The sequence below is a fragment of the Pantoea sp. EKM101V genome (genome assembly GCF_011800325.1).
GTDB classification, from domain to species: Bacteria; Pseudomonadota; Gammaproteobacteria; order Enterobacterales; family Enterobacteriaceae; genus Pantoea; species Pantoea anthophila.
Map to the genome: position 1 here is coordinate 51,907 of NZ_JAALFP010000014.1, position 20,763 is coordinate 72,669.

Genomic DNA, 20,763 nt, shown 5'->3' on the forward strand with positions numbered 1-20,763 from the left:
AAAGGTTCTCAGATTTCAGTGAACCGATTGTAGGGCAAACGCTTTTTAGGATAAAGCCAGCCTCAGGGGTTATTTATCGCGCCAGCGATAGAGCCGTCCCAGCCACAGCAGCAACTGATACCACTGCTTAATGCCGCGGGCGTTGCGTAACATGCGCCGGTGTGTCCGGGTTGCGAACAGATCGGCGATGATCGCCTGGCGTGCGCGGGCATCAGGCTCACGTCTCACGCTATGGCAGACACTGAGCGCTTCATGCGTCACCTGAGCGTGAAACGACGGGTAGATCCGCACGTGGTCACGATAGCGGATATTAATCTCTTCCAGCAGCCGCGCAATCTTCAGGTAGTGGCGCTGATATTCGACGTTGCGCTCGCCGGTGCGTTTGCGGTTACTGATCGACGCGTCATGCATATAGTAGCGGTAGAGCACCGCATCGGTGTAACGCACGCGTTTTGCCAGCAGCATAAACTCGGTGGTCCAGGGAATATCCTGATGATGCAGGCCCGGCTCGAACTGCAACTGATGCTGCTCGATTAGCGACCGGCGGTAGATGCCCAGCCAGACCACATGCATATAGCGGCGGGTTTTCAGCGCGGTATTGAGCCAGTCAGCGCCGCTCAGCACCGGCGTGCTGCGCAGGCGGTCCAGCGGTATCAGGGGTTTTACCCGCTGGCTGTGTTTGAAAAACCATTCGGCGTTGCACTGTGCCGCATCCAGATTGTCCGTTTCCGCCAGCGTCACCAGCGTCTGGTACATCCCGGGCTGCATGGTGTCATCCGCATCCGGAAAGGTGACATATTTGCCGCGCGCTATCGCCAGCCCGGCGTTACGGGCACGCGACACGCCGCCATTTTCCTGATGAATCACGCGAATGTGGGAGTGATGTTCTGCATAGTGGTCAGCGCGCTCGCCTGAGCCGTCAGTAGAACCATCATCGACGATGATGATCTCCAGCGAGGTCAGCGTCTGCGCCAGCAGTGCCTGCATGAACTCATCAAACATGCTGCCCGCATTGTACATCGGGGTAATGATACTCAGCAGAGGAGAAGTACTCATGACAATATCTGCACCAGCATTCTGTTCACTGTCAAAGGGCGTTGCCTCGTCATAAATCATTTCCAAATCAGCAGAATGGCATACATTAATCCACGATTATAAAACGGTGTCGCCTCTCTGCTTCACGAAAAACCACGCGCGCGCGTAATAATGCACTATCTGCCTCTTTTTTACGCAACGCGGCCGCGCCGGTAAACAGCATAGTGTGCCTGGGGTTTATCAGCAGCATTTTCAAAAGGATCTGGCAGACAACGGCGGAGGTACTGGCGGAGAGGGCGGCGCGGCAGTCACCGCGCTCGCATCGGTTTGACAGGTGGAGAGCGCTGACTAAAAAAATTTGAGCCTGACGTAATGCATCATCCAGCTCACGCTTTCTGCATACTGCTTCTGATGCCACTTGATACGGGCAAAGCGCTTCATCTCTTTATAATGTCTGGGTAAATCAAGCGGCTGAGAAGCCCAGGGCGAGCGCTGGTAATAGCTGTAGTAGAGCAGGGACAGGTCGCTGCCGGCCCAGGCATGCCAGGGCTTACACTTACCTGTGTAGTGAATCATCACGGTGTCAGCGGGCACGCGGGAGTGGTCCCAGACCTTGTTCGCGATGATGTCGTAGATGTGGTTGTAGCGATCCGGCAGGATCAGCACCTCATCCTCCAGCACAATATTCAGCGCATCCTGGTCGGGAAAACCGAACGCTGCGCCCCGGGTCACCAGAACCTCAGTAATCCGCGCGGTAGTCTGCCTGGCGAGCCAACGTGGAATATTGATCAGCATAAAGCCGGAGTTGAAATAGTCATGGTGCTGCAGCCCGAGTCGCGCGCACTGGTTATGACGCGCACGCGGGGTGTCGTTGCAGGCTGCCAGCGTGTAGTCCGTGATATCCAGCGTGAACAGGGGGGAGTAATCGCCGACGACCAGCGTGTCCGCATCGATGTAGATTACCCGGTCGCTGTAGCGCGCCACCGTTTCAGGGATCAGAAAGCGGTAATGGATACTTTTGGGATAGCGCCCGACCGCCGGCAACTGATCGACCCAGGCACTGTTAAAAATATGCAGGGTGATGGCCAGACGATGGCCCGACGCCATTGAGCGCAGCTTTTCCACATCCTCTTCCTGCAGCGAGTCAGAGAAAATATGGGCGTGGAAAGCGGTGTCGGGGTGATGGCTGAGAAGTGAAAACAACGTAATACCCAGACCACGCGCGTAAGCGTGGTTGATGCCAAACGCAACGTGAACCGGATTATCATCCGCATCCGCAAGCGTGTTGACCAGCAGCTGACTTTGCTGAACGGCATCAGCAAGAGGGGTAATTGCCATTACGCTTCACTATTCCAGATTATGAGTAATAAACGTTTGTATTCTAGTCAGTTTGTCGGCATCCAGCCCGAATAATTTTTCAGCGGGCTGATCAAACTTAAATCGCGTGGCAAAAACAAAGGTCGATGCGGCGATATTGTCTGGTCCGATAAACAGGACATTATTAACCGGGCGCTGTTCCCTGATCTCACAGGGGCCATAGAGCATAATGACCGGTATCTGTCGGGCGTCAGCAATATAAGCATTACCGGAATCCGATGAAATATAAAAATCCATCTGCGAGATGGCCCATGGCACCTCTTCCAGCTTCAGCGCGCCAATCAGGCTGACAATATTCTCCTGCGGGCCGGTCAGGCTCAGTAATTCATCCAGCCACGGCTGCTCGGCTGGTGGACCAAAGACATAAAAGGTGCAGGGCAGTTCAGCCAGCGACGCCATCAGCTGCTGCCAGATGGCGGCAGGAATGGTTTTGGCCCGATTCCCGGCAGAAATGCTGATGCCGATTTTAATCCCGCTGCGCGGATGCAGCAGCGCGGCAGGAGGCGCAGGCGGCTGCCAGAGCGGTGACGTGGCGTGCTTGGGAAAATCGGTGTAGCGGTAGTCCCGATTAATCAGCTTCAGATAGCTGTCGAGCGTCAAATCCGTTTTCGCGTGGTCGACGATGCCACTGGCGCTGCGATAGAAGATCGCATGATAGGATTTACGCACATAGGTGCGCAGAAACTGTTTGTTCGGTGCATTGCACAGCGCCGCGAAAAAGAGATTAACGCTGTTGGGCTGAACCAGATAAACATGGTCATAACGGTTCATCAGCGTGAAGGCGAGTCTGAGTTTGGCAAAAAAGCTGCGCTTCGCCTCTTCAATCAGAAAATAGCGGCTGACCGTGTCATCGTGACGCGCCAGCGGCTCTACCGATTTGCTGATCAGCAGTTCAGACTGACCCAGGGCGCGCAGCATCGGGGTGATGTTAATAAAATCCCCGATCTTCGCCGTCTGAATCACCAGACTGCGGCCGGTGGGCCGGTAAAAGATCCGCATCAGGGTGCGGAAAGGCAGCAGCAGCAGATAGATCAGCACATAGTTCATGGCGCATTTTTCCCGATAACGGCCTGCAGTTTCTCTGCCACGGCGTCAGCCGTCAGCTCCGCCAGATTGTGATTCGGGGCGCTCAGCGCCTGTTGGTTCTGCCCGTAGCCGCCAATCAGACCCGGATCGGTCGGGCCATACAGCGTGAGATTAGGACGATCCAGTGCGGCGGTCAGATGGCTTAAACCGGTATCCACAGAGACCACCGCCCGCGCACCTGCCAGCTGTCGGGCGATCGCTTCCAGCGTCAGCTTAGGCAGCACCTCGACATGCTCAAAACCTTCAGCCAGGCGCAGCGCACGCTGATGCTCATGTTCGGCCCCCCAGGGCAGCTTCACCCGCAATCCGCTGGGCTGCATCTGCTCAATCAGCTGTCGCCAGTGGGATTCCGGCCAGTGCTTGTTGTCACGCGTTGTGGCATGCAGAAAGACCAGATAGTGATGCGCATCCGCGGGCAGATGATGCAGGAAATGCCCGGCAATCGCGTAGTCACCCTGCGTTTGCGGCTTTTCATAGCCCAGGCTTTTGGCGAACAGCTCGCGCGTCCGCTCAACGGCGTGCTGGCGTTTGCTGATCTCATGGCGGACGTCAAACCACCAGCTGGCAAAAGGTTCACGCGCGCTGCGGCTATCCTGCCCGTGCTTTACCCCTTTGGATAAACGGGTCACCAGCGCGGCGCTTTTGATCAGCCCCTGGGCATCAATCACGATATCGTACTCGCGCGACTGTAACGCGCGCTTAAACTGCACGCGCTCTTCACGCTGCTGACTGCCAAACCAGTGTTTGCGCCAGCGGCGAATCGCGACCGGCAACACCTGGTCCACGGCAGGGTGCCAGCCAGGGATCTGGGCGAAATTCTCTTCCACTACCCAGTTAAAACGGATGCCAGGAATGGCATGCATGGCATCGGTCAGAGCCGGCAGCGAATGCAGCACATCCCCCATTGAGGACGTTTTAACAATCAGGACGTGCATGGCACCTCCTGCGGCGCAAGGAGTTCATTCAGCGTCTGAAGAACGCGCTCAGGCTGAATATCAATCAGGCTCTGGTGATACCCCTGTTCGGCATCGCCATTACGTACTTTGTGATAGCCGCTAATCAGGCGAATAATGCGCGCCTGGCGGGCCAGCGGTGGCGTAAAGTCAGGGCTGCTGGGTCCATAGAGTGCCACCAGCGGACGATCCAGCGCGGCGGCGATGTGCATCAGGCCGGAGTCGTTACTGACCACGGCGCGGCATTGCGCCAGCAGGATGACCGCCTGCTCCAGCTGGGTTTCACCCGCCAGATTGCGGCAGTGACTGCGACTCTCTTCCGGCAGTGCCGCGATGATCTCTTCACCGGTCGGGCGATCTTTGGCGGAGCCAAAAAGCAGGATCTGAAAGCCTTCGGCGATCAGCTGGCGGGCCAGGGCGGCGTAGTGATAGTGCGGCCAGCGTTTGGCCGGGCCAAATTCCGCGCCCGGACAAAAACCGATGATCGGACGCGTTGCGGTGAGCTGAAACTGTGCGGCCGTTTCCCGCATCTCCCGCTCTTCAACCTGCAACTTTGGCCACAGGAGCGGCTGCGGCAGCTGCGCCGCCGAGGCGACAGGCGTGTCGTAGCCCAGCGCCACGTAGCGCTCAACCATCAGCGGGAACGCGGCTTTATCCAGCACCCGCAGATCGTTCAGCAGGCCATAGCGCATCTCCCCCCGCCAGCCGACGCGACGTGGTATGCCGGCAAAGAAGGGAACCAGCGCCGACTTAAAGGAGTTAGGCAGCACGTAGGCCCGGTCATAATGGCTGTCGCGCAGTGCCTTGCCCAGCCGGCGACGCTCGCCGAGTTCCAGCGCGCCATGGCCCAGGGGCATGGCCAGCGCCTGACTGACCTCCGGCATGCGTGACAGCAGGGGACGGCACCATGCCGGTGCCATCACGTCTATCACCGCATCGGGATGTTCGGCCTTGAGGGTGCGATAGAGACTTTGCGACATCATCATATCGCCGACCCACGACGGGCCGATTACCAGAATTTTCATCGCCGGAGCAGCTTCCTTTATGCGTTGCGATTCAGCCAGACCATATAGTCAGCGACGCCCTGCGCCACCGTTTTAAACGGCTTGTCATAGCCCGCGGCACGCAGCTTCGTGAGATCGGCCTGGGTGTAAGCCTGATAACGGCCTTTGAGTTTTTCCGGGAACGGGATGTACTCAATCTGCCCTTTCTGATGAAACTTCAGCACGGCGTCGGCCACTTCCTGGAACGATTCGGCGCGGCCTGTGCCACAGTTGTAGATCCCGGAGACGCCGTTTTCCCAGCACCACAGGTTTACGGCTGCCACATCATCAACGTGGATGAAATCGCGTTTGAAGCCGTCACTGCCTTCAAACAGTTTTGGATTTTCATCGTTGCTGATCTGGGTGTTCAGATGAAACGCCACGCTTGCCATGCTGCCTTTGTGGCCTTCACGCGGCCCATAGACGTTGAAGTAGCGGAAGCCACACACCGGCGAGTTCGCTTCCGGCAGCATCTGACGAACGTAGTGGTCAAACAGCATTTTGGAGTAGCCATACACATTCAGCGGCTGCTCATACTGACGCTCTTCGATGAAGTTTTCATTGCGGCCGCCGTAGGTCGCTGCAGAAGAGGCGTAAAGGAACGGGATCTCGCGCTCCAGGCAGTAGTGCAGCAGCTCTTTGGAATACTGATAGTTGTTCTCCATCATGTATTTGCCATCCCACTCGGTCGTGGAGGAGCAGGCACCCTGATGGAATACCGCTTCAATCGGGCCTAAATCGTCGCCCGCGATCACGCTCATCAGAAACTCTTCTTTGTCCATGTAATCGACGATATCCAGGTCGACTAAATTGGCAAACTTAGTGCCATCCTTCAGATTATCCACCACCAGAATGTCGGTGTGACCGCGATCGTTCAGCGCTTTGACGATGTTGCTGCCAATCATTCCTGCGCCGCCAGTTACGATAATCATGTTGTTACCTTCAATGTTGTGGGGTGAAACAGGAGGTTTCACACACGAATACCTCACATCATAACATTTCATCAGGGTGCAGACAGCCAGATGACTCTGTAACGCCACAGGGCTGCCACCTCGAGGCGTGAACTATGCTGCAAAAATGACATTCTGTTGGGCGTTTTATCGTTAATAAGCGCCCTGTTCAGTAAGATATGCCAGGTTTTTGCCATCTGAGGAGAGCAATGATGCCTGCGCAATTTTATCAACAACTTCGTCAGCAACTGGATGATGCACGTCAGGAAGGGCTGTTTAAACAGGAGCGGATCCTCACTTCTGCCCAGCAGACAGAGATAGCGGTAGGTCACGGTCCGGCAGTGATTAACTTTTGCGCCAACAACTATCTGGGGCTGGCCAATCATCCGGCACTGATTCAGGCCGCGAAGGCGGGGATGGATTCGCACGGCTTTGGCATGGCGTCGGTGCGCTTTATCTGTGGCACGCAGGACAGCCATAAGCAGCTGGAAAAGCGGCTGGCCGCATTTCTCGGTATGGAAGATGCCATTCTCTACTCCTCCTGCTTTGACGCCAACGGCGGCCTGTTTGAAACGCTGCTGGATGCAGAGGATGCCATTATTTCCGATGCGCTGAATCACGCCTCAATCATCGACGGCATCCGGCTCAGCAAAGCGCAGCGCTACCGCTACGCGAACAACGACATGACGGCGCTGCGGGATTGCCTGCAGCAGGCGCGCGATAAAGGCGCTCGCCATATCCTGATCGCCACCGATGGCGTCTTCTCCATGGATGGGGTCATCGCCAATCTGCCCGCCATCTGCGACCTGGCTGAAGAGTTCTCTGCGCTGGTGATGGTGGATGATTCCCACGCGGTGGGTGTTGTCGGAAATGGCGGACGCGGCACCCACGAATATTGTGACGTGATGGGCCGGGTTGACATCATTACCGGCACGCTGGGCAAAGCGCTGGGCGGCGCCTCCGGTGGCTACACCGCAGCAAAAGCGGAAGTGGTGGAGTGGCTGCGCCAGCGTTCCCGTCCCTATCTCTTCTCCAACTCGCTGGCTCCGGCGATTGTGGCCGCCTCGCTGCGGGTGCTGGATCTGCTCAGCGAAGGCGATGGGCTGCGTCAGCGTCTCCGGGATAACGCCCGTTTCTTCCGGCAGCAGATGACCGCAGCGGGTTTTACGCTGGCCGGGGCCGATCACGCCATTATTCCGGTGATGCTGGGTGAGGCCAGCGTCGCTCAGCAGTTTGCCCACCTGCTGCAACAGGAAGGCATCTACGTTACCGGCTTCTTCTATCCGGTCGTGCCAAAAGGGCAGGCTCGTATTCGCACGCAAATCTCTGCGGCACATACCCAGCAGCAGCTGGAACGTGCGGTGGCCGCCTTTACCCGTATCGGCAAACAGCTGGGCGTCATCGCCTGAGGAGTCCGTTATGAAAGCACTCGCCAAACTGAAGAGGGAAGCGGGCATCTGGATGGTGACTGATGCGCCGGTTCCTGAGCCGGGCCACAATGACCTGCTGATTAAAATCCGTAAAACCGCTATCTGCGGCACCGATGTCCACATCTACAACTGGGATGACTGGTCGCGCAAAACCATTCCGGTGCCGATGATTGTCGGTCATGAATATGTGGGTGAAGTGGTGGCTATAGGCCAGGAGGTAAAGGGCTTTACGCCTGGCGATCGGGTGTCGGGAGAGGGGCATATCACCTGCGGGCATTGCCGCAACTGCCGCGCCGGGCGAACGCATCTGTGCCGGAACAGCATGGGCGTGGGGGTTAACCGTCAGGGCTGCTTTGCGGAATATCTGGTCATCCCGGCCTTTAACGCCTTCAGAATTCCCGACAACATTTCCGATGAGCTGGCCGCGATCTTTGACCCGTTTGGTAATGCCGTGCATACCGCGCTGTCGTTCGATCTGGTTGGCGAGGATGTGCTGATCTCCGGCGCGGGGCCTATCGGCATCATGGCCGCGGCGGTCTGCCGCCATGTCGGCGCGCGTAACATCGTAATCACCGACATCAATGACTACCGACTGGCGCTGGCGCGAAAAATGGGCGTCACCCGCGCGGTCAATGTGGCCCATGAAAATCTGCGCGACGTCATGCATTCGCTGGGGATGACGGAAGGATTTGATGTCGGACTGGAGATGTCCGGTGCGCCTCCTGCGTTTCGCGCGCTGCTCGACGTAATGAATCACGGCGGGCGGATTGCCCTGCTGGGTATTCCGCCGGGTGAGATGGCTATCGACTGGAATCAGGTGATCTTCAAGGGACTCTTTATCAAGGGCATTTATGGCCGGGAAATGTTTGAAACCTGGTACAAAATGGCGGCGCTGATCCAGTCCGGTCTCGACTTAACGCCGGTCATTACGCATCGCTATGGGATTGACGACTTCCAGCAGGGCTTTGATGAGATGCGTTCAGGACGCTCGGGAAAGGTAATACTGAGTTGGGATTAACACACCGGCCGCCGCAGCGGCCGGATAATCAGCGTTGCTTCTTCTCTTCGTCGGTCAGATAGCGCACCTTGCGCGTGTAATCCTGACCTTTAAAGTGGAGCGGCTGTTGCGGATCGGCCAGATATTTTTGCCATTCCGACAGCGGAAAGCCGCCGTGTGCGCCGACCACTTCCGCCGGGATCACCGCAGACTGACCGCCGATTTTCTTGGAGACCGGCCAGTTAGCCCATTCGCCCAGATTGACAGTTTTAATGTCCAGCATATCCAGCAGCACCGCGAGCGGCAGCTGATCGGTCGGCGGCTGACTGTCGTTCATCAGATGCCAGGTGTCATTGAACAGCGTCAGCCACAGCGGTGAAATACGCTGCCAGACCTCACGGGTCGCCGCCAGATAGGCACCGTTAACGTGATCCACCAGATAAGGCCGGATACTGTGCGGGTAGTAGGCAGGAATCGCCTCCTGCGGCGCATCAGCCAGCTTGGCAATCATTTTCCCCTGACGAAAGCTGGAGTAGAGATGGCCAGGTTTCATCATGATCTCCGGCATCTTTAGCAGATTGAGGTCGGAATCGATCATCAGAATGCCGTCGCCTTTTGCCTGCAACGGGGCCTGCAGTTTGATTAAACGACTGCGATAGATCTGCTTGTAGCGATAGTGCTCTTCGCGCTGCGGTACATCCAGCGTGGCCACGCGGGTTTTAGCGGGCAGGCTGCCAAAGGCGTTGGCAGGCTGATCGCTGACAATCACAATCTCCTCTGCCTGCGTGGCAAAGCGCGCCGCAAAATCGGCACTGAGCAGCGCCTCTTCGATATAGTCCGCGCCCGTGCAGGGGATCACAACAGAGGTAACCGGTACCGAGCCCTGAACTTCTTTTAGCGAATAAGGCAGGTTATGGCTCGCCCGGATATGGCGATAACGGGGATTTAAAAAATTAAGCATGAGGTTTCTTATTAGCGACACTTTGCAGAATATTTTCAACGCCGCTGATGTAGGTTTCAATGGCGTACTGTTCACGAACGCGTTTCGCTGCCGCATTGATCAGGCGCTGACGTAAGCCGGCATCCTGCCACAGCGCGGTTAAGTGCTGGGTCAGCTGCACCACGTTGCCATAATCGAACAGCAACCCGGTTTCGTCATGACTGATCAATTCGGCAGTACCGACCACACGGGAACCGATGACGGCGGTATTCACCAGCATCGCCTCCAGCACGACCCGAGGTAAGCCCTCACTGCGTGAGGCAAGAATAAACGTATCAAAGGCGGTGAGGTAATCCAGCGCATTGTTCTGAAAGCCCGTAAAGACCACATGCTGCTGGATATTCTCCGCCGTTGCGAGTTGCAGCAGGTGCTGGAGTTCCGGGCCGGCACCGACAATCACCATCCGCCAGTCTGCGTCGGGATGAGCCCGTTTGAAACGGCCCAGCGCCTGCAGAATGTGATGATTGGATTTACGTAATATCAGTGAGCCGATGGTGCCAAACACAAAGGTGGTCGGGGAGAGTTTAAAACGCTGGCGAACGTCGAGGCGGTCAGGTAAAGGCTGGTGGATGTCGATCGCATTGTTAACGGTAAAACAGCGTTCCGCATCAACACCGTGGCTGATCAGCGTCTTATTTACCCCCTGCGACACGGCAATAATCGCCTGGCAGTCCTGGTTCACCATGCTGACCAGTCGTGGTTCCAGCACCGGGTCGATACGGCAATGCTGCACCACCGCCACATCCAGGCTGCGCGCGGCCAGATAGCCCTCCACATTGGTGCTGGGCTGGTTATTCATGTAGAGCGTGTCGAATTTTCCCAGCTGGAGCAGGGAGTTAATTTTGCTGGCGTTGGGCATGATGCGCCAGCGTGTATCGATCTCATCGATAGCCCGCTTCTTCAGCTTTTTATTAAAAAACAGCAGCGCCCGCACGGCTTCTTTGACAAATTTTGCCCAGCGCGGCTGCCTGATCTGCGGGATGAAAAAGACCGGAATGGCCAGCGCATTGAGCGTGGCCTCAATGGTTTCGTCATTGCCACGGCTGTAGTTGTGATAGAAGCAGCAGGTAATATCAAATTTCTGACGATCGATACGTTTCAGCAGCTCCAGCATACTGTTGGTGCCGCCTCCCCACTCTCTGCCGTTATCCAGCAGCAGGATTTTTTGTTTATTAATCGTCATCCGTCTTACTATTCCCGCACCGCATGTTATCGCCCGACCGGGATTATAGTAATTTTTACCTGCAATTGAACTTTAAGCTTAGCACTTAGCATTCATGGCAAATTCAGAACAGACTTTTCAGGGTGCTAAACAGCGGGCTGTGACTCACGCTTTCGCCTACCACCGTTAACGCCCGGGTCGCCGGAACCGGCGCCAGCGGCTGTTTCACTTTACATAGTTCTGCTGGCTGGAAGCGCGGCTTCGCCGGTTTCGCCGGAACCGCTGGCGTCTGTGAGCCGCTGTGGCGTGTTTCGTTCAGCAACTGGCTGGGGCGAACCAGCGTAATGTCTGCGGGCAGCGAGGGCAGCATCTGCTGCAGCACCCGAACGGTGTTGGGGTGGGGATGACCGATAGCAATGGCATACCCGTCGCGCTGTGCCAGCTTCACCGCCCGGCTGAACTGCTGGCGGATAGCATTAATATCCTGACTGTCATCCAGGAACACCCGGCGTTTCAGAACTTTGACCTGAGTGCCCTGCGCGGCAGGAATCGCCTGACTGTTGGCGATGGTCATGCTATCCAGGAAGTAGAGGTTATAGTGATTCAGCGCCTGCATCACCTTCTGCATACCGGGAAGGCTTGAGGTCATCCTGCTGCCCATGTGGTTGTTCAGGCCCACGGCGTAAGGCACGTTGTTGACCGCATTGCGCATAATGCGGGTGACCTCTTCACTGCTCATCTCCGGGGTCAGCGTATCTTTTTCCAGCGGCTGTTTGCTGAGCGGTGCCATCGGCAGATGGATCAGCACTTCGTGCCCACCCTGATGGGCTTTAGTCGCCATCTCCCGTGCATGAGGCGCATTGGGCAATACGGCCACTGAAATCGCCTGGGGCATCTGCAGAACTTTGTTCTCTTCGGCAGGCCGGTAACCCACATCGTCGATAACAATAGCCAGTTTACCTGCCTGGGCAGCGAAGCTGAACAGCAGCGCGCTTAACAAAACGGAGATTTTTCGACGTTGCAGCAAAACTTATTTTCCTAACCACGGGAGTGGATTGACGGCCTGTCCCTGACGTCGGATTTCAAAATAGAGCGACGGGGTACCGCGACCCCCGCTGGTGCCCACCAGGGCGATAGGCTGTCCTGCCTTCACCTGTGTCCCCACGCTCACCAGTGCACTCTGGTTATAGCCATAGAGGCTCATGTCGCCTTTACCGTGCTCCAGCACCACGACCAGACCGTAGCCCTGCAACCAGTCGGCCATCAGGACCCGCCCGTCGGCAATGGCTTTCACCTCGGTGCCTTCCCGCGCATCAATCACCAGGCCTTTCCAGCGCAGTTCACCCTGCAGCTGTTCACCAAAGCGATGTTCGATGCGTCCGCGCACCGGCCACAACGCCTGCCCGCCTGCGCGACCGAGTCCTCCGGTACGGGCAACCAGTTCGCGTTCGCTCTGGGTCGGCTGATAGCTGGAGCCTTTGGCTTTGGCCTGCGCCTGGCGCTGGCGCACTTTTTCTGCCTCACGAGCTTCGCGCGCCGCGCGCTCACGCGCTTCCCGTTCTGCCCGGGCGATCTTATCCTGCAGACGGCTTTCGTTCTGACGCATCTCGACCAGATCGGCCTGATCTTTTTCCAGCGCGCTTTCCAGCGACGTAAGGGTTTTCCTGCGCGCGTCGCTCGCCTGCTGCAGCTTCTGCTGCTGGCCCTGCTGCTGGGCTAATAGTGCTTTCTGCTGCTGTTGCTTCTGCTCCAGCGTGGCGCGTTGCTGATCCAGGTCCTGACGCGTCTGTTGCAGTGAGGCGATACTTTTCTGGCGCGCCGCGTTCAGATAGCCAAAATAGGCCAGAATACGCTCGCTGCGCTGGCTCTCTTCTCCGCCCATCAACAGCTGTATACCGTTGTGCTGGCCCTGACGAAATGCGGCATCAAGCTGTTGCGACAGCAGGCTTTCCTGCTGGCTTTGCTGCTTCTCAAGCCGGGCGATGGAGGTGGTGAGCTGTTTAATATCGTTATTCAGGGCGGTGAGGCTGTTGCGGGTTTCGCGCAACTGACGGCTCGCCTGGGCGATGATTTTTTCCTGACTCTGCAACTGATCCAGTAATTTGCTGCGCTGCACTTTCTGCGCCTTAACGCTTTTCTCTTTTTCAGCAATGTTCTGCTGAATAGATTGCAGCTGAGATTTACTGTCTTCCGCACTCTGTGCCACAGCTGGCAACAACAGTGCTCCCGCGCAAAGCAGGCTGAGGGAGAGGGTGGACAACGGTGTGAACAACGGCCGATTTTCGCCGCTGGAACGGGTCCTTGTGTACAAAACGGTAGTTTTTCCCTTCATAGGCCAATGATTATTCCACGATGAATCGCCGCTTACCAGTGCTCCCCACCGGCATTTGCTTTACCAGTTATGTCCGCTTTCACAATGAGATGGATTAAGCCTTACGCCATTTTTGCTATTCAGCCACTTTTTTTGGAAAATGGCGCACAAATCGATACTCTCGCCGCATAGCATCTGTACATGCGAAGTGGCGCAGGTATACTCAGAACCCTTGTTTTAGCTTATTAGCCCGGTCTGGAGTCGTTACCCCTCATGCAAGAAATTATGCAGTTTGCAAGCAATCACCCCATCCTGAGTCTCGCATGGGTCGTTTTACTCATTCTGGTGATTGTGACTACCGTTAAAGGAATGTTCTCTAAGGTAAAAACGATCAGCCGCGGTGAAGCGACCCGCCTGATTAACAAAGAGGACGCGGTGGTTGTCGACGTGCGTTCGCGCGACGATTTTCGCAGAGGGCATATTTCAGGTGCGCTGAATGTGGCAGCCGCTGAGATTAAAAAAGGCAACGCAGACGAACTGGAAAAGCACAAAGCGCAGCCCATAATTGTGGTATGTGCAACCGGACAAAGCGCGGCTGATTCCGCTGCACATCTGAGTGCTGCTGGCTTCCCGCAGGTCTTTGTTCTGAAAGATGGTATCAGCGGCTGGAGCGGCGAAAATCTGCCGTTAGTTCGCGGTAAATAACCTGTAACCTGACAGAGGTGCGTAGCATGGCAAATGTTGAAATGTACACCAAGGCCACCTGTCCTTACTGCCATCGGGCGAAAGCGCTGTTAACGCAAAAAGGCGTGTCGTTCCAGGAGATCCCCATTGATGGAGACATGGCGAAACGCGAAGAGATGATCAAGCGTAGTGGCCGCACCACCGTGCCTCAGATTTTTATTGATGCGCAGCACATTGGCGGCTGCGATGACTTATTCGCACTCGATAATCGCGAAGGTTTAGATCCCTTACTGCAGGCGTAAATTTACGCCGGACAATCTCATACATAGGATTTGGTCACATGTCAGAACATAACACGAACGAAATGCAATTCCAGATTCAGCGCGTCTTCACGAAAGACATCTCTTTTGAAGCGCCTAATGCCCCGCAGGTTTTCCAGAAAGAGTGGGAACCGGACGTCAAACTGGATCTGGATACTGCATCTTCTCAGCTGGCTGACGATGTTTACGAAGTGGTACTTCGTGTGACTGTAACCGCCAACGTGGGTGAAGAGACCGCTTTCCTGTGTGAAGTTCAGCAGGCCGGTATCTTCACCATCAGCGGTATCGAAGGAACGCAGATGGCACATTGCCTGGGCGCTTACTGCCCGAACATCCTGTTCCCGTATGCCCGTGAATGCATTACCAGCCTGGTATCACGTGGCACCTTCCCGCAGCTGAACCTGGCACCGGTCAACTTTGATGCACTGTTCATGAACTATCTGCAGCAGCAGCAGGGTGAAGAAGGTGCTCAACAACATCAGGATGCCTGATGACCACTCACGCTTCGATTAGCGTCATCGGTGCCGGCTCCTACGGCACCGCTCTGGCGATTACGCTGGCCCGTAATGGCCATCCGGTACTGTTGTGGGGACATAACCCGGCGCATCTGGCGCAGCTTCAGACCGACCGCTGCAACACGGCTTTCCTTCCTGACGTTCCGTTTCCCGATAACCTCTCTCCTGAACCCGACCTGCAAAAAGCCATTGCAGCCAGCCGCGACATATTGATCGTGGTGCCGAGCCACGTCTTTGGCGACGTACTGCAACAGATTAAGCCGCATCTGCGGTCTGACTCGCGGATTGTCTGGGCGACCAAAGGGCTGGAAAAAGAGACCGGACGCCTGCTGCAGGATGTGGCGCGTGAGATTCTGGGCGACTCCATCCCGCTGGCCGTGATCTCGGGGCCGACCTTCGCCAAAGAGCTGGCCGCAGGCTTACCAACGGCTATCGCGCTGGCCGCCACGGATGCGCAGTTTGCTGACGATCTGCAGCTGAAGCTGCACTGCGGTAAAAGTTTCCGCGTTTATAACAACCCCGATTTTGTCGGTGTCCAGCTGGGCGGTGCGGTGAAAAACGTGATTGCTATCGGAGCCGGGATCTCTGACGGTATCGGATTCGGCGCCAACGCGCGAACCGCACTGATCACCCGCGGTCTGGCTGAGATGAGCCGGCTCGGTGCTGCACTGGGCGCCGATCCTACCACCTTTATGGGGATGGCGGGCCTGGGCGATCTGGTCCTGACCTGCACGGACAATCAGTCGCGCAACCGCCGGTTTGGCATGATGCTGGGCCAGGGCGAAGATGTAGATAGCGCACAACGCATTATCGGACAAGTTGTAGAGGGCTACAGAAACACCAAAGAAGTCAAAGCGTTGGCTTCAAGATTCGGTGTGGAAATGCCGATTACCGAGCAGATTTATCAGGTGCTGTATTGCGAAAAACCGGCGAGAGATGCAGCATTGAGCCTGCTGGGACGAACAAGGAAGGACGAAAACAGCACTGGCTAACGCAGGACGCGTAGCATCATCACCTGCAGCGCCCATTCAGGCGCTTTTTTTATCGGGAGAAAGCAGCAATGTCGTCTGATGAGTTAGAACTGGTCTGGAATAATATCAAAGCAGAAGCGCGAGCCCTGGCTGATTGTGAGCCGATGCTGGCCAGCTTCTTTCACGCGACATTGCTTAAGCATGAAAATCTCGGTAGCGCTCTGAGTTATATGCTGGCTAACAAGCTGGCAAATCCGATTATGCCCGCCATCGCCATCCGTGAAATCGTCGAAGAAGCCTACCGTGAAGATCCGTCGATGATACTGTCAGCGGCTTACGATATTCAGGCGGTGCGTCAGCGCGACCCGGCAGTCGATAAATACTCTACGCCACTGCTCTACCTTAAAGGGTTTCACGCCCTGCAGGCGTACCGCATCGGCCACTGGTTGTGGAATGAGGGCCGTCGTGCGCTGGCGGTTTATCTGCAGAATGAAATCTCCGTCTCGTTTGCAGTCGACATCCACCCCGCTGCCAGCATCGGTCACGGTATCATGCTCGACCACGCCACAGGCATCGTGATTGGTGAAACCGCCGTGGTTGAGAATGATGTCTCTATCCTGCAGTCGGTGACGCTGGGCGGTACCGGTAAAACCAGCGGCGACCGTCATCCTAAAATCCGTGAAGGGGTCATGATTGGAGCCGGTGCGAAAGTGCTCGGCAACATTGAAGTGGGCCGGGGGGCAAAAATCGGTGCCGGTTCAGTGGTGTTGCAGCCTGTGCCGCCGCACACCACGGCAGCAGGCGTACCCGCCCGTATCGTCGGCAAGCCAGGCAGCGATAAGCCATCAATGGATATGGATCAGCACTTCAACGGCAGCCTGGCGGGTTTTCAGTTCGGCGACGGCATCTAGTCCTTAATCAGCGCGCCGGCATAATCCAGCTGGCGCCACGCTTCATACACCACTACCGAAACGGCGTTCGACAGGTTCATGCTGCGGCTTTCTGCCCGCATCGGGATACGGATTTTCTGCTGCGCCGGTAACGCCGCCAGGATCTCAGCCGGCAGCCCACGGCTCTCCGGTCCGAACAGCAGATAATCGCCCGCCTGATACGTCACAGCACTGTGTGCAGGCGTGCCTTTGGTCGTCAGCGCAAACAGACGCTCTGGTGCCTCTGAGGCGAGAAACGCCGCATAATCCGCATGAAATCTGATGGCCGTAAATTCATGGTAATCCAGCCCGGCGCGGCGTAAGCGCTTGTCATCCCAGGCGAAGCCAAGCGGCTGGATCAGGTGAAGCTGAAAGCCACTGTTGGCGCACAGGCGGATGATATTGCCGGTATTCGGCGGAATTTCTGGTTCAAACAAGACAATGTTAAGCATTAAGGCCCCCGATGACAGGGGCCGAAGCATAACAAATTATTGACGACCGGAGGAGTAGAGCGGTAACCAGAGGGTCAGTCTCAGACCGCCCAGTGGGCTGTCATCGGCTTTCACCCAGCCGCGATGCTGCTGCACGGCCGTGTCAACAATGGCCAGGCCCAGCCCGGTGCCGCCCGATTCGCGATCGCGCGCTTCATCGGTCCGGTAGAAGGGACGGAAAATCTGTTCCCGATCTTCCGGGCTTACGCCAGGACCATCATCATCGACGTGAACCGTGATACCGGAAATATCGACGGAGAAGCTGACGCTGATGTGAGTGTGTGAATAGCGCAGCGCATTGCGCACGATATTTTCGAGCGCACTCTCCAGAGCGTGCGGATTGCCATAGAGCGGCCACGGGCCCGGAGGATAGGGGATATCCATCTTCTTGCCCATCTGCTCAGCTTCGAAACGGGCATCTTCCAGCACCCCATTCCACAACTGATTGGCCTTCATCGCTTCGCTGACCAGCGCATTCTTGTGCTGTGTGCGCGAGAGCACCAGCAGATCGTTGATCATGCCATCAAGGCGTTGCGCCTCCATCTCAATGCGTCCCAGCTCTTTACTTTCACCCTGGCGACGACGCAGCAGCGCGGTTGCCAGTTGCAGGCGGGTCAGCGGGGTGCGAAGTTCATGACTGATGTCCGATAGCAGGCGCTGCTGACCGGTCATCATCCGCTCCAGCGCACTCACCATCTGATTGAAGCTCGACCCGGCGGCCAGAAACTCCTGCGGGCCTGACTCCAGTTCCGGGTGCTGGCGCAGGTTTCCGCTCGCCACCTCATCGGCGGCATATTTCAGCTTACGCGCCGGGCGCGCCAGGCTCCAGGCCAGCCACAGCAGCAGCGGGGAGCTGATCAGCATCGTCACGATAAGCAGCAGTAACGGGCGGTCAAACAGCAGATTGACAAAATCGAGCTGGGAGCTGTTGGCGGGACGGATCATGTAAAGCTGGTAGTTGTCTTCGCCATCCTGCACGGAGAAAGGCCCGACCAGCTCCACCCGACCATATTTCTTTTTCTGCGGATGATCGGCATTGTCAGACTGGCCGATAAAGTTACGGATCACCTGCATTTCGTTATGTTGCGCGCCGATCACCCGACCTTCGCTGGTGACTAACAGCAGTCGCTGACCCGGCGGTGCCCATTTTTCGACGGCACGAAACAGACGACGCCACCACATCAGATCGTTAGGGGGATCCTGTGACAGTTCGGCTTCGACGTGCTGCTCAATCATGATGCCCTGCCGCTGTTCACTTTCCAGCAGCGAGGTCATCTGACGTGAATCGAGTTTAGGTACCATGAGCACCAGCATCAGCACCAGCGCCAGGGTTAACCAGAAGATAGCGAAGATGCGGGTGGTCAGACTGCCAATCATGATGCCGAAACCATCAGATAGCCGCGGCCGCGTAACGTTTTAAACCAGGGATGACCATCACGGCGCTCAGGCAGCTTGCGACGCAGATTGGAGATATGCATATCAATGGCGCGGTCAAACGGCGTCAGACGCTTGCCCAGCACTTCCTGACTCAGGTGTTCGCGTGAGACCACCTGGCCCAGATGCTGCGCCAGCAGATAGAGCAGGGTAAATTCCGTGCCGGTCAGATCCAGCGTCACATCATCAAAGCTGGCCTCCTGACGACCGGGATTGAGACGCAGGCAGTCCACTTCCAGCGTCGGTGAGCTGTTATCGTGTTGCTGTTGCTGTTCACTCCAGTTCGAACGCCGCAGAATCGCGCGGATACGGGCCACCAGTTCACGATCGTTAAACGGCTTAGGCAGATAGTCATCTGCACCCAGTTCGAGGCCCAGCACGCGATCCAGCTCGCTGCCGCGCGCGGTCAGCATGATGACGGGAGTCTGATGTTGCTGTCGCAGTTCTTTCAGGGTGTCGATACCGTTTTTCTTCGGCATCATGACATCCAGTAAAAGCAGATCAATAGAGTTGTCGAGCAGGTTCAGCGCTTGTTCACCATCGCTGGCCACTACCACTTCAAACCCTTCCATTTCTAACAGTTCTTTCAAAAGCGAAGTTAATTCGCGGTCGTCATCTACCAACAGGATTTTATTCATTTTTGTAGCCCTCCGCAGGCAAAATACCGTGTTCCTGGCGCACCTATCCATCGCTTTACGTAGTTTTACACCCCCTGACGGATGTTTGCAGCTGTCGCCGTACACTGGCTCTCGTTGAATCGCAAAACGGAACGAACTGGAGTACACGATGCGCAAATTAACCGCCGTCGTCCTTGCCTCAGCGATGACCCTGAGTATCGCCAGTGCAGGTGCTAAAGATGCGACGACGATTGACGAGATGCATCATGGCGGATTTCCGACAGGCAGTATGACGCAAAATCCGCAAAGCCACATGTTCGATGGCATTGAGCTGACTGAAGAGCAACGTCAGCAGATGCGTGACCTGATGCAACAGGCCCGACATGATCGCCCGGTGGTTCATATTGACGATATCGCAGCACTTCATGAGTTAGTGACTGCAGACCAGTTTAACGAAGCGGCCATCCGCAACAGAGCGGAAATTATCGCCAGAGTTCAGGTTGAACAGCAGGTTGAGATGGCACGCGTACAGAATCAGATGTTTCAGCTGTTAACGCCGGCCCAGCAGGCCACGTTACAGAAGAACTACCAGCGGCGGCTGAACGAGCTGCGCCAGTTTTCGAATTTGCAGTCGGCCTCATCGCTGCAGGCAGTGAGTAGTACCAGCAGTAACCAGTAACATAGTATCCCTGTTTTCCTTGCCATAGACACATCCCTGTCTTCCCCCGCCATGATGGCGGGGGTTTTTTTTATCTTTTTTTCACTTTTTCTGTTTTGACCCGAATCATCACCGCACAACAAAACCCCGGTTTTGTTACCGCTATTGGCCCTTTACCGGCTTTTAGTTGCTGAAAGATGAACTGACCGGGGTTCTGGTTGCGTTTAAGCGCACCGGCAGGGCAAAACAGGGAAAAATATTTTAACCCGTTGAAAAGAGTATATTTATTCGTCTGCTCGGAAAAATAAATACTATTTTTCAGTAAGATAGGGATTTTACCGTTGCGCTTGCTGGCGCCCTGGCTTTATCTACACTTAATCCTGTCACTGCAGGGAAGTGAAGTGATTTCGCGAAGTCTCAGGGAGCAACAACCACATTATGTAATCCCGAATGAATCTATTAACGGAGTAAATTATGGCAGAGCATCGTGGTGGTTCAGGTAATTTCGCAGATAATCCGCAAAAGGCCTCTGAAGCCGGTAAAAAAGGCGGCCAGAACAGCGGCGGCGGAAACTTTAAAAACGATCGTGAAAAAGCATCAGAAGCCGGTAAGAAAGGCGGCAAAAAATAACAGCTGCAACGTTTCCTGAACAGACCTGAACCTGAGGGTCTGGCACTGATGTAACTGATGTGTATGACACGCTGCCCCGTCCTTTTTCAAAGGCCGGGGCTTGTTTTTATCGGTTGCCCCCGCTGTAAAGAACCTCTCTCCGTTGCGCCTCCTTAAGCATTGCCCGCTTC

The 20,763-nt window shown here is 56.0% G+C and carries 22 protein-coding genes; 9 read left to right on the plus strand and 13 right to left on the minus strand.

Annotated features, from left to right (window positions below; genetic code table 11):
- Nucleotides 1-69 precede the first annotated feature (69 nt).
- The 6 genes from HFD92_RS18765 to rfaD all read right to left on the minus strand — a co-directional run bounded on the left by HFD92_RS18765 (nt 70) and on the right by rfaD (nt 6,426).
- Entirely contained in the window at nt 70-1,056 is a 987-nt protein-coding gene (locus HFD92_RS18765; RefSeq protein WP_255461736.1) for a glycosyltransferase, read from the minus strand.
- Between the two features lie 327 nt (nt 1,057-1,383).
- Nucleotides 1,384-2,373, minus strand: a complete 990-nt coding sequence (locus HFD92_RS18770) for a glycosyltransferase family 8 protein (RefSeq protein ID WP_167429485.1) — start codon at nt 2,371-2,373, stop codon at nt 1,384-1,386.
- 9 nt (nt 2,374-2,382) lie between these two features.
- The gene (locus HFD92_RS18775) at nt 2,383-3,459 is read right to left on the minus strand and encodes a glycosyltransferase family 9 protein (RefSeq protein WP_167429486.1); all 1,077 of its coding nucleotides are present in this window, start codon (nt 3,457-3,459) and stop codon (nt 2,383-2,385) included.
- Nucleotides 3,456-4,433: a lipopolysaccharide heptosyltransferase RfaC gene (rfaC, locus tag HFD92_RS18780; protein WP_167429487.1), complete on the minus strand. Its 978-nt coding sequence runs from the start codon at nt 4,431-4,433 to the stop codon at nt 3,456-3,458. The genes HFD92_RS18775 and rfaC overlap by 4 nt, the downstream gene beginning before the upstream one ends.
- Nucleotides 4,421-5,476 carry an ADP-heptose--LPS heptosyltransferase RfaF gene (rfaF, locus tag HFD92_RS18785; RefSeq protein ID WP_167429488.1) on the minus strand — a complete coding sequence of 352 codons (1,056 nt, stop codon included), beginning with the start codon at nt 5,474-5,476 and terminating at the stop codon, nt 4,421-4,423. The genes rfaC and rfaF overlap by 13 nt, the downstream gene beginning before the upstream one ends.
- 17 nt (nt 5,477-5,493) lie before the next feature.
- Nucleotides 5,494-6,426, minus strand: coding sequence for an ADP-glyceromanno-heptose 6-epimerase (gene rfaD / locus HFD92_RS18790; RefSeq protein WP_009088090.1), 933 nt, complete (start codon nt 6,424-6,426; stop codon nt 5,494-5,496).
- A 230-nt stretch (nt 6,427-6,656) separates the two neighbouring features.
- Between rfaD and HFD92_RS18795 the strand changes: the two genes are divergently transcribed.
- Together HFD92_RS18795 and tdh are read left to right on the plus strand one after the other, a co-directional pair.
- Nucleotides 6,657-7,853, plus strand: coding sequence for a glycine C-acetyltransferase (locus tag HFD92_RS18795; protein ID WP_167429498.1), 1,197 nt, complete (start codon nt 6,657-6,659; stop codon nt 7,851-7,853).
- Between the two features lie 10 nt (nt 7,854-7,863).
- Complete coding sequence (gene tdh / locus HFD92_RS18800) at nt 7,864-8,892, plus strand: L-threonine 3-dehydrogenase (protein WP_167429489.1); 1,029 nt, start codon at nt 7,864-7,866, stop codon at nt 8,890-8,892.
- Between the two features lie 28 nt (nt 8,893-8,920).
- Here the strand turns inward: tdh and HFD92_RS18805 are convergent, their stop codons facing one another.
- The 4 genes from HFD92_RS18805 to envC all read right to left on the minus strand — a co-directional run bounded on the left by HFD92_RS18805 (nt 8,921) and on the right by envC (nt 13,365).
- On the minus strand, nt 8,921-9,832 hold the full coding sequence (locus tag HFD92_RS18805; protein WP_111207970.1) for a hypothetical protein: 912 nt from the start codon (nt 9,830-9,832) through the stop codon (nt 8,921-8,923).
- A complete protein-coding gene (locus tag HFD92_RS18810; protein WP_058957366.1) occupies nt 9,825-11,054 on the minus strand; it encodes a glycosyltransferase in 1,230 nt (409 codons plus the stop codon). The genes HFD92_RS18805 and HFD92_RS18810 overlap by 8 nt, the downstream gene beginning before the upstream one ends.
- 103 nt (nt 11,055-11,157) lie before the next feature.
- Nucleotides 11,158-12,060 (minus strand): divergent polysaccharide deacetylase family protein, encoded by a 903-nt coding sequence (locus tag HFD92_RS18815; RefSeq protein ID WP_111207969.1) that lies wholly within the window; start codon nt 12,058-12,060, stop codon nt 11,158-11,160.
- 3 nt (nt 12,061-12,063) lie between these two features.
- Nucleotides 12,064-13,365 (minus strand): murein hydrolase activator EnvC, encoded by a 1,302-nt coding sequence (envC, locus tag HFD92_RS18820; protein ID WP_111207968.1) that lies wholly within the window; start codon nt 13,363-13,365, stop codon nt 12,064-12,066.
- 252 nt (nt 13,366-13,617) lie between these two features.
- On the opposite strand from envC, the gene HFD92_RS18825 reads away from it, so the two are divergent.
- The 5 genes from HFD92_RS18825 to cysE all read left to right on the plus strand — a co-directional run bounded on the left by HFD92_RS18825 (nt 13,618) and on the right by cysE (nt 16,745).
- The gene (locus HFD92_RS18825) at nt 13,618-14,049 is read left to right on the plus strand and encodes a rhodanese-like domain-containing protein (protein ID WP_009088074.1); all 432 of its coding nucleotides are present in this window, start codon (nt 13,618-13,620) and stop codon (nt 14,047-14,049) included.
- A 26-nt stretch (nt 14,050-14,075) separates the two neighbouring features.
- The gene (gene grxC, locus HFD92_RS18830) at nt 14,076-14,330 is read left to right on the plus strand and encodes a glutaredoxin 3 (RefSeq protein ID WP_008926942.1); all 255 of its coding nucleotides are present in this window, start codon (nt 14,076-14,078) and stop codon (nt 14,328-14,330) included.
- Nucleotides 14,331-14,368: 38 nt separating this feature from the next.
- Nucleotides 14,369-14,839: a protein-export chaperone SecB gene (gene secB / locus HFD92_RS18835; protein WP_009088070.1), complete on the plus strand. Its 471-nt coding sequence runs from the start codon at nt 14,369-14,371 to the stop codon at nt 14,837-14,839.
- Nucleotides 14,839-15,855 (plus strand): NAD(P)H-dependent glycerol-3-phosphate dehydrogenase, encoded by a 1,017-nt coding sequence (gene gpsA / locus HFD92_RS18840; protein ID WP_181405375.1) that lies wholly within the window; start codon nt 14,839-14,841, stop codon nt 15,853-15,855. Before secB ends, gpsA begins: the two co-directional genes overlap by 1 nt.
- A gap of 68 nt (nt 15,856-15,923) precedes the next feature.
- Nucleotides 15,924-16,745, plus strand: coding sequence for a serine O-acetyltransferase (gene cysE / locus HFD92_RS18845; protein ID WP_009088067.1), 822 nt, complete (start codon nt 15,924-15,926; stop codon nt 16,743-16,745).
- On the opposite strand, the gene trmL is transcribed toward cysE, so the two are convergent.
- The 3 genes from trmL to cpxR are packed head-to-tail and all read right to left on the minus strand — an operon-like array spanning nt 16,742 to nt 19,326.
- Complete coding sequence (gene trmL, locus HFD92_RS18850) at nt 16,742-17,215, minus strand: tRNA (uridine(34)/cytosine(34)/5-carboxymethylaminomethyluridine(34)-2'-O)-methyltransferase TrmL (protein WP_009088065.1); 474 nt, start codon at nt 17,213-17,215, stop codon at nt 16,742-16,744. The genes cysE and trmL overlap by 4 nt on opposite strands.
- Before the next feature lie 36 nt (nt 17,216-17,251).
- Nucleotides 17,252-18,631, minus strand: a complete 1,380-nt coding sequence (gene cpxA / locus HFD92_RS18855) for an envelope stress sensor histidine kinase CpxA (RefSeq protein WP_009088064.1) — start codon at nt 18,629-18,631, stop codon at nt 17,252-17,254.
- Entirely contained in the window at nt 18,628-19,326 is a 699-nt protein-coding gene (gene cpxR / locus HFD92_RS18860; protein WP_009088062.1) for an envelope stress response regulator transcription factor CpxR, read from the minus strand. Before cpxR ends, cpxA begins: the two co-directional genes overlap by 4 nt.
- Before the next feature lie 148 nt (nt 19,327-19,474).
- Here cpxR and cpxP point away from each other — a divergent pair, with 148 nt between their 5' ends.
- Both cpxP and HFD92_RS18870 read left to right on the plus strand, forming a co-directional pair.
- Nucleotides 19,475-19,984 carry a cell-envelope stress modulator CpxP gene (gene cpxP, locus HFD92_RS18865; RefSeq protein ID WP_046100843.1) on the plus strand — a complete coding sequence of 170 codons (510 nt, stop codon included), beginning with the start codon at nt 19,475-19,477 and terminating at the stop codon, nt 19,982-19,984.
- A 453-nt stretch (nt 19,985-20,437) separates the two neighbouring features.
- Complete coding sequence (locus HFD92_RS18870; protein ID WP_003851267.1) at nt 20,438-20,593, plus strand: general stress protein; 156 nt, start codon at nt 20,438-20,440, stop codon at nt 20,591-20,593.
- Nucleotides 20,594-20,763 lie beyond the last annotated feature (170 nt).

What these genes read in the sequence shown, in the direction of transcription:
- HFD92_RS18765 (WP_255461736.1), bottom strand. Translation starts at nt 1,056, where the DNA reads ATGAGTACTTCTCCTCTGCTGAGTATCATTACCCCGATGTACAATGCG.
- HFD92_RS18770 (WP_167429485.1), bottom strand. Translation starts at nt 2,373, where the DNA reads ATGGCAATTACCCCTCTTGCTGATGCCGTTCAGCAAAGTCAGCTGCTG.
- HFD92_RS18775 (WP_167429486.1), bottom strand. Translation starts at nt 3,459, where the DNA reads ATGAACTATGTGCTGATCTATCTGCTGCTGCTGCCTTTCCGCACCCTG.
- rfaC (WP_167429487.1), bottom strand. Translation starts at nt 4,433, where the DNA reads ATGCACGTCCTGATTGTTAAAACGTCCTCAATGGGGGATGTGCTGCAT.
- rfaF (WP_167429488.1), bottom strand. Translation starts at nt 5,476, where the DNA reads ATGAAAATTCTGGTAATCGGCCCGTCGTGGGTCGGCGATATGATGATG.
- rfaD (WP_009088090.1), bottom strand. Translation starts at nt 6,426, where the DNA reads ATGATTATCGTAACTGGCGGCGCAGGAATGATTGGCAGCAACATCGTC.
- HFD92_RS18795 (WP_167429498.1), top strand. Translation starts at nt 6,657, where the DNA reads ATGCCTGCGCAATTTTATCAACAACTTCGTCAGCAACTGGATGATGCA.
- tdh (WP_167429489.1), top strand. Translation starts at nt 7,864, where the DNA reads ATGAAAGCACTCGCCAAACTGAAGAGGGAAGCGGGCATCTGGATGGTG.
- HFD92_RS18805 (WP_111207970.1), bottom strand. Translation starts at nt 9,832, where the DNA reads ATGCTTAATTTTTTAAATCCCCGTTATCGCCATATCCGGGCGAGCCAT.
- HFD92_RS18810 (WP_058957366.1), bottom strand. Translation starts at nt 11,054, where the DNA reads ATGACGATTAATAAACAAAAAATCCTGCTGCTGGATAACGGCAGAGAG.
- envC (WP_111207968.1), bottom strand. Translation starts at nt 13,365, where the DNA reads ATGAAGGGAAAAACTACCGTTTTGTACACAAGGACCCGTTCCAGCGGC.
- HFD92_RS18825 (WP_009088074.1), top strand. Translation starts at nt 13,618, where the DNA reads ATGCAAGAAATTATGCAGTTTGCAAGCAATCACCCCATCCTGAGTCTC.
- grxC (WP_008926942.1), top strand. Translation starts at nt 14,076, where the DNA reads ATGGCAAATGTTGAAATGTACACCAAGGCCACCTGTCCTTACTGCCAT.
- secB (WP_009088070.1), top strand. Translation starts at nt 14,369, where the DNA reads ATGTCAGAACATAACACGAACGAAATGCAATTCCAGATTCAGCGCGTC.
- gpsA (WP_181405375.1), top strand. Translation starts at nt 14,839, where the DNA reads ATGACCACTCACGCTTCGATTAGCGTCATCGGTGCCGGCTCCTACGGC.
- cysE (WP_009088067.1), top strand. Translation starts at nt 15,924, where the DNA reads ATGTCGTCTGATGAGTTAGAACTGGTCTGGAATAATATCAAAGCAGAA.
- trmL (WP_009088065.1), bottom strand. Translation starts at nt 17,215, where the DNA reads ATGCTTAACATTGTCTTGTTTGAACCAGAAATTCCGCCGAATACCGGC.
- cpxA (WP_009088064.1), bottom strand. Translation starts at nt 18,631, where the DNA reads ATGATTGGCAGTCTGACCACCCGCATCTTCGCTATCTTCTGGTTAACC.
- cpxR (WP_009088062.1), bottom strand. Translation starts at nt 19,326, where the DNA reads ATGAATAAAATCCTGTTGGTAGATGACGACCGCGAATTAACTTCGCTT.
- cpxP (WP_046100843.1), top strand. Translation starts at nt 19,475, where the DNA reads ATGCGCAAATTAACCGCCGTCGTCCTTGCCTCAGCGATGACCCTGAGT.
- HFD92_RS18870 (WP_003851267.1), top strand. Translation starts at nt 20,438, where the DNA reads ATGGCAGAGCATCGTGGTGGTTCAGGTAATTTCGCAGATAATCCGCAA.